A 6,706-nucleotide genomic window follows, 5' to 3' on the forward strand; every position below is an offset into this window, starting at 1 on the left:
CGATGACCGAGACGAGCACCCTGCACTTCACCCGCCCCGACCAGGGCGAAGAACTGGCCCGCGCCGAGCTGTATGGCCTGCTCGCGCGGCTGTGGCTCGCGCCGCCGGACGACGCGCTGCTGGTGCAGTTCCGCACCGCCGTCACCGAACCGCCGGTGCCGGGCGGCCACCTCGAAGCGCCGTGGCATGACCTGGTGGCGGCCATGCGTGCGACCACCGCCACGCAAGCCGCCACCGAGTACGACACCCTCTTCGGTGGTGTCGGCAAGCCCGAGGTCCTTCTCTACGGCTCGTACTACCTGAGCGGCTTCCTGAACGAGAAGCCGCTGGCCGCGCTGCGCGGCGACCTTTCGACACTCGGCCTGACGCGCGACGCCGAACGCGGCGAGACCGAAGACCACGTCGCCTACGGCCTCGAGGTGATGCGCTACCTCATCGCCGGCGACGATGCCCTCACCTGCACGCTTGAGCAGCAACGCCGCTTCTTCCGCGCCCACCTGCAGCCCTGGGTCGAGCGCCTGTGCGACGCGGCCGACGCCCAACCGGCCGCCGCCACCTGGCGCGCAGTTGCCACGCTGACCCGCGCCTTCATGCAGGTGGAAGCGCAGGCCTTCGACATGGTCGAATAGGCCCATGGCAATCGACAAGCAAGACATCACCGGCCTGGTGCTGGCCGGCGGCCGCGGCAGCCGCATGGGCGGTGCCGACAAGGGCCTGCAGAACCACCTCGGCATGCCGCTGGCGCTGCACACGCTGCTGCGCCTGGCACCGCAGGTCGGCCCGACGATGGTCAATGCCAATCGCAACCTGGCAGCTTACGAGGCCATGGGCTCGCCGGTCTGGCCCGACGCGCTGCCCGACTACCCGGGCCCGCTCGCCGGCTTCCTGGCCGGGCTGGAGCGTTGCGAAACGCCGTACCTGGTCACTGTGCCGTGCGACACGCCGAACTTCCCGCTCGATCTGGTCGCCCGGCTGGCCGAGGCGATGGAACGTGACGACGCCGAGATCGTGATCGCGACCAGCCCCGAGCCCGACGGCAGCGTGCAAGTGCAGCCCGTCTTCTGCCTGATGCGCGCGACACTGCTCGACAGCCTCGTGCGCGCCACCACCGCTGGCGAACGCAAGATCGACCGCTGGGCCAAACAACAGCGCTGCAGCGAGGTGCTGTTCGCCGACGCCGATGCGTTCTTCAACGCCAACACGCTGGCCGAGCTGCAGAGCCTGCAAGACAAGCGTTAGCGTTCTCGCTCAATAGCAGGCGCTGTTGAACCGCTCGCCGCCGTCCCAGGCACAGCTGCCCGAAATGCATTGGTAAAGGTTGTTGGCGAAGCTGCTGGTGCCGTGGTCGAAGACCTTGAACCACCCGCCGTCGTCCCATACCGCCGTTGGCATGCCCTTGGTCGAGGCATATTGGTGGTCGAGCTTCTGGTACCACAGCCGGATGTTGTTGCACTGCATCACCTGGTATCGGCTGCCCCAGCCCGTGCCCCATTCGCCAATGTAGACAGGCATGCCGCGGCCGATTGAATTGGCCCAGCTGAGCATCGTGTCCATCGGGTTGTACAGGTCGGCGTCGGTCCAGTTGTCGGCGTAGTCGCCTTGATGGTCGCCGTTGAACGACCAGGGGTTGTAGTGGTGGAACTCCGCCATCAAATAGGCGTCGTTTCCGTTGCCCACGCCGTTCAGATCGGGCCAGGTCTGCGCCATTTCCCCGGCACCGAACCACTGGTTGCCGCCGATCACGACGATGCGTTGCGGGCTGACCGCGCGGATCTTGGCGTAGGCCAGCGCAGTCATGTGGCGCAGGTTGGCGGGCGGCATGGCGCTGCCGTCGCTCAGGTGCGGCTCGTTCAGAATCTCAAAGATCAGGCGTTGGCTCCGGTCCTTGAAGATGTCGGCAATGTCGGCCCACAGCCGCTCCAGCACCGACGAACGGTTGTTGTCTTTGAGTGCCGCTTCGTGGTGCGCGTTGATGACGACATACATCCCCGGCAGCGACAGCGCGTAGTCGACCGTCTGTTTGATTTCGCCCAGGCGGGGATGCGTGCGATTCACATCGCCAACCAGGGCGCTGTTGACCAGCATCGAGCCGTTGGTGATTTCCGTCCAGGTGATCGGGATGCGAACGTTGCGGAAGCCCTGGGCGTAGTAGGCGTCGATCTTGGCTTTCGCCGCCTGGAAGGTCGGCGGATGCTGCGTCACATCGAACATGTTGCCCACGTTGAAGCCCTTGTGCATGTTCTTGGCGGCCATTTGGGCCGTTTCTGCGCCACTGCACTTGGGCACGAGCCGGAACCAGTTCAGACTCCACCCGCCCTGCTTCACCGCGATGCCGAAGGCTTGGTCGCCCGCGGCCAGCGTCACATCCTGCACGATGGTCTTCCAGGACTGCTTGCCGCCGGTGCGCGGAACCTTCACCTGGGCATAGGTGGTGCCCCCGCCCGCCTTTTCGAAGTCGAAGATGCCACCGCCATTCTTGCTGGCGACACGCGCCTTGAACGAATACGTCCCAGCGCAGGGCAAGTTGACGGCCGCATAACTCAACCAGTCGCCGGGGTCGGTGCTCGTCACGTTCTTGCCGCCGCCCGTGTCTTGCGTGGGCTCGACGACGATGCCATTCATGTAGGCATAGTCTTCGGCCTGGACGGTGATCGCGGCGGCCCTGAGATCGGCCGCACAGATGCCCAGCGCCACCAGGGCACAAGCACGCAGAGTGCCGGCTAGCCGCGTGGGCCTGGTCCCGCGCTGGCGATGGTGGCGTTGCACGATGCCGATCTCGACATTGATCATGATTCTGCTCCTCGGTGCTCAGGGTTGAACACCGCCTCGGTGGTGGATGGCGTGATCCCGGCGTCGACAGGTATCTCCATGGGGCCTGAAGATCCGGACGCCGCCAACGCCGACCGAAGGGTAGCAGGCCGACGCCCTGCACCGCCCACTTCGGCCGCGCCGCGGCCCGCTTCATCCGATCAGCCACCGGCAGGCGAGCGGGGAAGCGACACTGGGTCATCGTCAACTCGCTGTCGCTCGCCCATGATTGCTCGCTCCATCGTCCGACTCGCCCTGTCGGCCTGTCTTGCCGCCACGGTGGCCACCCCCGCCATCGCCCAGGTTGCCGTCGTCGCGGCGCCGGACCATGCCGCCTTGCTCGCCAGTGCCGATCCGCAACTCGTACGCAACAAACGCCTCGTCTACGACTTCTGGCGCGAGGTGTTCGAAGCGGGCCATCTCGAACTCGCCGAGAAGTATTTGGCCGAGGGCTACATCCAGCACAACCCGAGCGTGCCCACCGGCCGTGCGGCGTTCGTCGAGTTCTTCGGCCAGTTCAAGAAGCCGCGCCCCATCGAAGCCAAGGTCGGTGCCCCGCTGGTGTCCATCACCGCCGAAGGCGACCTGGTCGTGCTGAGTTTCGTTCGCGAGGTGGCCGACCCGAAAGATGCGTCGAAGAAGTACACGACCACTTGGTTCGACATGTTCCGCGTCGAAGGCGGCAAGATCACCGAGCACTGGGATCCGGCCGTGCGGCCTTGACAGCGGATACGTGCCTCGCAGGAGACTCGGCGCCCCGTTGGCAACCCCCAGGACTGCGCGTACGATGAAATAACCGGGCAGACGAACGCGGTGGGGTACTGTGACGGGCGCCCGGGCTGGAGGGTCGAATGAACTACGCACAACAGCTTCGTTTCCAAAACGGCAATCGGGCCGGCCTCGCCGTCGTGGTGTTGCTCCACGTCTTGCTCGGCTGGGCCTTGCTCAACGGCCTGGCGAAAAGGGCGGTCGACGTCATCCTGCCGCCGCCCGTCGTCGAGATTCTTCCCCGAGAGAAAGCGCCGCCGCCACCGCCGCAAGACCTGCCCCAGCCGAAGAGCGAGCAGCCGCCACCGTTGTACGCCCCGGTTCCGGAGATCCCGGTGACGGCGCGCGAGCCGGAGCCAACGGTCACGACACATTCAGACTTACCCGTGCGCGACCCGTCGCCGCGCACCGACGGTTCGGCGTCCGATGCGGCCACGCCACCGGTCGTCGCCTCCCGCGTCGTGGCCAAGCCCGCGATCGCCAATGTGCAGGGCTGCGCGCCGCGCGGCGAAGACTACCCTGCCGCAGCCCGGCGTGCCGAGGCCACCGGCGTTACCCGGCTGCGCTTCACCATCGATTCGGCCGGCGCGCTGATGAAATCGGAAATCACCAAGTCTGCCGGCGTGTCACGCGAGCACCGGTTGCTCGACAAAGTGGCCGAAAGCAAGCTGGCAAGTTGTTACTTCACCGCCGGTGTCGACGAAAACGGCCGGCCCATCGGCGGCACCTTCGAGGTCGACTACGTCTGGAAGCTCGAGTAACGAGCGACACGAGGGCGGCGCGCAAATCGCCGCCGGTGGCTACGCGCCTCGAAAGGCCAAGCAGGCTGGGGTGCAATTGACGCGTCGGCCGCCGAGAGGCCCGCAGCGCCAAGCTGGCGCCTCAGGCACTCAGCCGCGCCGCTTGAACAGCTGGACTTCGCGTTCGTGCTGTTCGGCCGCCTGGCGCGTGCCGAACGTTCCAAGATTCCTGCGCTTGCCCGTCTTCGGGTCGGTCTTGCGTGAGTACAAGCGGTACTCACCATTGGCGAGTTTGCGGATCATGATGGGCCTCAACGATCTGAAGCCATCAATCTGGCGCGGAACCCGAGGCCCATCTGCCGGTGACCGGCGCAATGGCCTGTAGGAAATCTCGGACGGCGACCAAGCTCAACCGGCATCCCGCCGGTCTTGGTGCCAATCGCCGTGGCGACAGCCGGCCGTCTGACGACGGCCGGGGCTGACGACACCTTAGGCGAGGCCCTCGGCGAAAGTCCGCAGCTTGTCGGAACGGCTCGGGTGCTTGAGCTTGCGAATGGCCTTGGCTTCGATCTGCCGAATGCGCTCGCGGGTGACGTCGAACTGCTTGCCGACTTCGTCGAGCGTGTGGTCACTGCTCATGTCGATGCCGAAGCGCATGCGCATGACCTTGGCCTCGCGGGCAGACAGCCCGTCCAGCAGCTCGGCAATGACCGCGCGCAGGCCCGACTGCATCGCCGCTTCCATCGGCGTCACGTTGTGGCCATCTTCCAGGAAGTCGCCCAGCGTCGTGTCGCCATCGTCGCCCACCGGAGACTCCAGCGAAATCGGCTCCTTGGCGATCTTCATGATCTGCTTGATCTTGGCCTCGGGCATCTCCAGCTTCTCGGCCAGCGTGGCCAAGTCGGGCTCGACGCCGAATTCCTGCAGGTGAGTGCGGCTGACCCGGTTCAGCTTGTTGATCGACTCGATCATGTGCACCGGCACGCGGATCGTGCGGCCCTGGTCGGCGATCGCGCGGGTGATGGCCTGGCGAATCCACCACGTCGCGTAGGTCGAGAACTTGTAGCCGCGCTTGTACTCGAACTTGTCCACGGCCTTCATGAGGCCGATGTTGCCTTCCTGGATGAGGTCGAGGAACTGCAGGCCGCGGTTCGTGTACTTCTTCGCGATGGAGACGACGAGGCGGAGGTTGGCCTCCACCAGTTCCTTCTTCGCTTGCTCGGCCTGGATCTCGCCCTGGATGACGGTGAGCAGCGTCTTCTTGAGCTCGGACGTCGGAGTGTCGAACTCCTCCTCGACCTGGCGCAGGATCTCCTTCTGCTCGGAGATCGACTTGCGGATGACCTTCTTGTACTCGTCGGAGACCTTGCTCTTGAGCTTGGGCTCGTAGCGCGCGATCTTGTCGTCGGCCTCGTAGATCCGCTCCACCGACTCGCGGAGCTTCTCGACCAGGCGGCGCTTGACCGGCTCCGCGAACTCGATGGCGGTGATCGCCTTCGACACGCGGATGCGCTGGCGGCCGAGCTTCCAGCGCGCGCGGACGTACTTCGGGTCGCGCTTGCCGACCTCGCGGTACTTCTCGCGCAGCTTCAGGTACTCGGCGTGCGCGGCCGCGACCTTGTCCGTCAGCTTCAGGGTCTGCTTCTTCTTGTTCTCGAGCTTCTCGTCGGTGACTTCTTCCTCGACGAAGATGACCGCGTCGCGGACGCCGATCTCGCCCTGGGACAGCCGCTCGGCCAGCCGCGCGACCTCCTGGGACGCCATCGGGGTGCGGGTGATGACCTTGAGCACGGCCTTCTTGCCCCGCTCGATGCGCTTGGCGATCTCGACCTCGCCCTCGCGGGTCAGCAGGGGCACCGTGCCCATCTCGCGCAGGTACATGCGGACGGGGTCGTTGGTCTTGTCCAGCGCGCCGGGGGTGAGGTCGAGCTCCTGTCCCTCCTCGCCCTCCTTCGGCTCGCGCATGCGCTGCTCGGAGTCCACCACCTCGATGCCCATCGACCCGAACATCGAGAAGATGTCGTCGAGCTCGTCCGAGGAGCTGATCTCGGACGGAAGCATGTCGTTGACTTCCTCCACCAGGAGGTAGCCCTTCTCCTTGCCCATCGTGATGAGCTGCCGGACTTCGTCGTACTTTTCTTCGATAGACAGCGCCAAATTCGGTTACTCCCTCTCGCGTGCGCCGGCGTCCAGACGGACGCCCGGCTCATTTAGACGCTCCACAAACGCTGGCGTTACAGCGTTGAAGAGCGTCGACATCCTTCTTTTCAGCTCGAGCTTCTCGGCCAGCAGGGCCTCCTGGGCCGCGCCGCTGGCTTTCGGCAAATCCTTCTGGATCTCGGCCATGCGCGCCTTCAGGGGCCAGGACTTCAGCTCCTTGACGCACTCGG

7 protein-coding genes and 2 pseudogenes are annotated in these 6,706 nt (G+C 65.6%); 4 read left to right on the top strand and 5 right to left on the bottom strand.

Annotated elements, in window-relative coordinates:
- Positions 1-2 precede the first annotated feature (2 nt).
- Complete coding sequence (locus tag VFY73_RS28940; protein WP_329725059.1) at positions 3-629, top strand: TorD/DmsD family molecular chaperone; 627 nt, start codon at positions 3-5, stop codon at positions 627-629.
- Positions 630-633: 4 nt separating this feature from the next.
- Positions 634-1,239 (top strand): molybdenum cofactor guanylyltransferase MobA, encoded by a 606-nt coding sequence (gene mobA, locus VFY73_RS28945; RefSeq protein WP_329725060.1) that lies wholly within the window; start codon positions 634-636, stop codon positions 1,237-1,239.
- 9 nt (positions 1,240-1,248) lie between these two features.
- Here mobA and VFY73_RS28950 read toward each other — a convergent pair whose 3' ends face one another.
- Positions 1,249-2,790: a cellulase family glycosylhydrolase gene (locus VFY73_RS28950; protein WP_329725061.1), complete on the bottom strand. Its 1,542-nt coding sequence runs from the start codon at positions 2,788-2,790 to the stop codon at positions 1,249-1,251.
- Between the two features lie 243 nt (positions 2,791-3,033).
- Here VFY73_RS28950 and VFY73_RS28955 point away from each other — a divergent pair, with 243 nt between their 5' ends.
- Together VFY73_RS28955 and VFY73_RS28960 are read left to right on the top strand one after the other, a co-directional pair.
- Positions 3,034-3,531, top strand: a complete 498-nt coding sequence (locus VFY73_RS28955) for a nuclear transport factor 2 family protein (RefSeq protein ID WP_329725062.1) — start codon at positions 3,034-3,036, stop codon at positions 3,529-3,531.
- A gap of 128 nt (positions 3,532-3,659) precedes the next feature.
- Positions 3,660-4,337, top strand: a complete 678-nt coding sequence (locus tag VFY73_RS28960; protein WP_329725063.1) for an energy transducer TonB — start codon at positions 3,660-3,662, stop codon at positions 4,335-4,337.
- 129 nt (positions 4,338-4,466) lie between these two features.
- On the opposite strand, the gene VFY73_RS28965 is transcribed toward VFY73_RS28960, so the two are convergent.
- The 4 genes and pseudogenes from VFY73_RS28965 to VFY73_RS28975 all read right to left on the bottom strand — a co-directional run.
- Positions 4,467-4,619, bottom strand: a complete 153-nt coding sequence (locus tag VFY73_RS28965; RefSeq protein WP_329725064.1) for a hypothetical protein — start codon at positions 4,617-4,619, stop codon at positions 4,467-4,469.
- A 186-nt stretch (positions 4,620-4,805) separates the two neighbouring features.
- Positions 4,806-5,534, bottom strand: a pseudogene (rpoD, locus tag VFY73_RS30485) (RNA polymerase sigma factor RpoD); the annotation flags it as partial.
- Positions 5,535-6,119: 585 nt separating this feature from the next.
- Positions 6,120-6,473 (bottom strand): annotated as a pseudogene (locus tag VFY73_RS30490) (RNA polymerase sigma factor region1.1 domain-containing protein); the annotation flags it as partial.
- 6 nt (positions 6,474-6,479) lie between these two features.
- A partial coding sequence (locus VFY73_RS28975; RefSeq protein ID WP_329725066.1) for a hypothetical protein occupies positions 6,480-6,706 on the bottom strand: 227 nt, incomplete at its 5' end.

The sequence above is a fragment of the Ideonella sp. genome, from assembly GCF_036277275.1.
Taxonomy (GTDB): Bacteria; Pseudomonadota; Gammaproteobacteria; order Burkholderiales; family Burkholderiaceae_C; genus Ideonella.

Bases quoted from the DNA above. Each gene is read 5' to 3' on its own strand.
- VFY73_RS28960 (WP_329725063.1), top strand. From the start codon at position 3,660: ATGAACTACGCACAACAGCTTCGTTTCCAAAACGGCAATCGGGCCGGC.
- VFY73_RS28940 (WP_329725059.1), top strand. From the start codon at position 3: ATGACCGAGACGAGCACCCTGCACTTCACCCGCCCCGACCAGGGCGAA.
- VFY73_RS28955 (WP_329725062.1), top strand. From the start codon at position 3,034: ATGATTGCTCGCTCCATCGTCCGACTCGCCCTGTCGGCCTGTCTTGCC.
- VFY73_RS28950 (WP_329725061.1), bottom strand. From the start codon at position 2,790: ATGATCAATGTCGAGATCGGCATCGTGCAACGCCACCATCGCCAGCGC.
- VFY73_RS28965 (WP_329725064.1), bottom strand. From the start codon at position 4,619: ATGATCCGCAAACTCGCCAATGGTGAGTACCGCTTGTACTCACGCAAG.
- mobA (WP_329725060.1), top strand. From the start codon at position 634: ATGGCAATCGACAAGCAAGACATCACCGGCCTGGTGCTGGCCGGCGGC.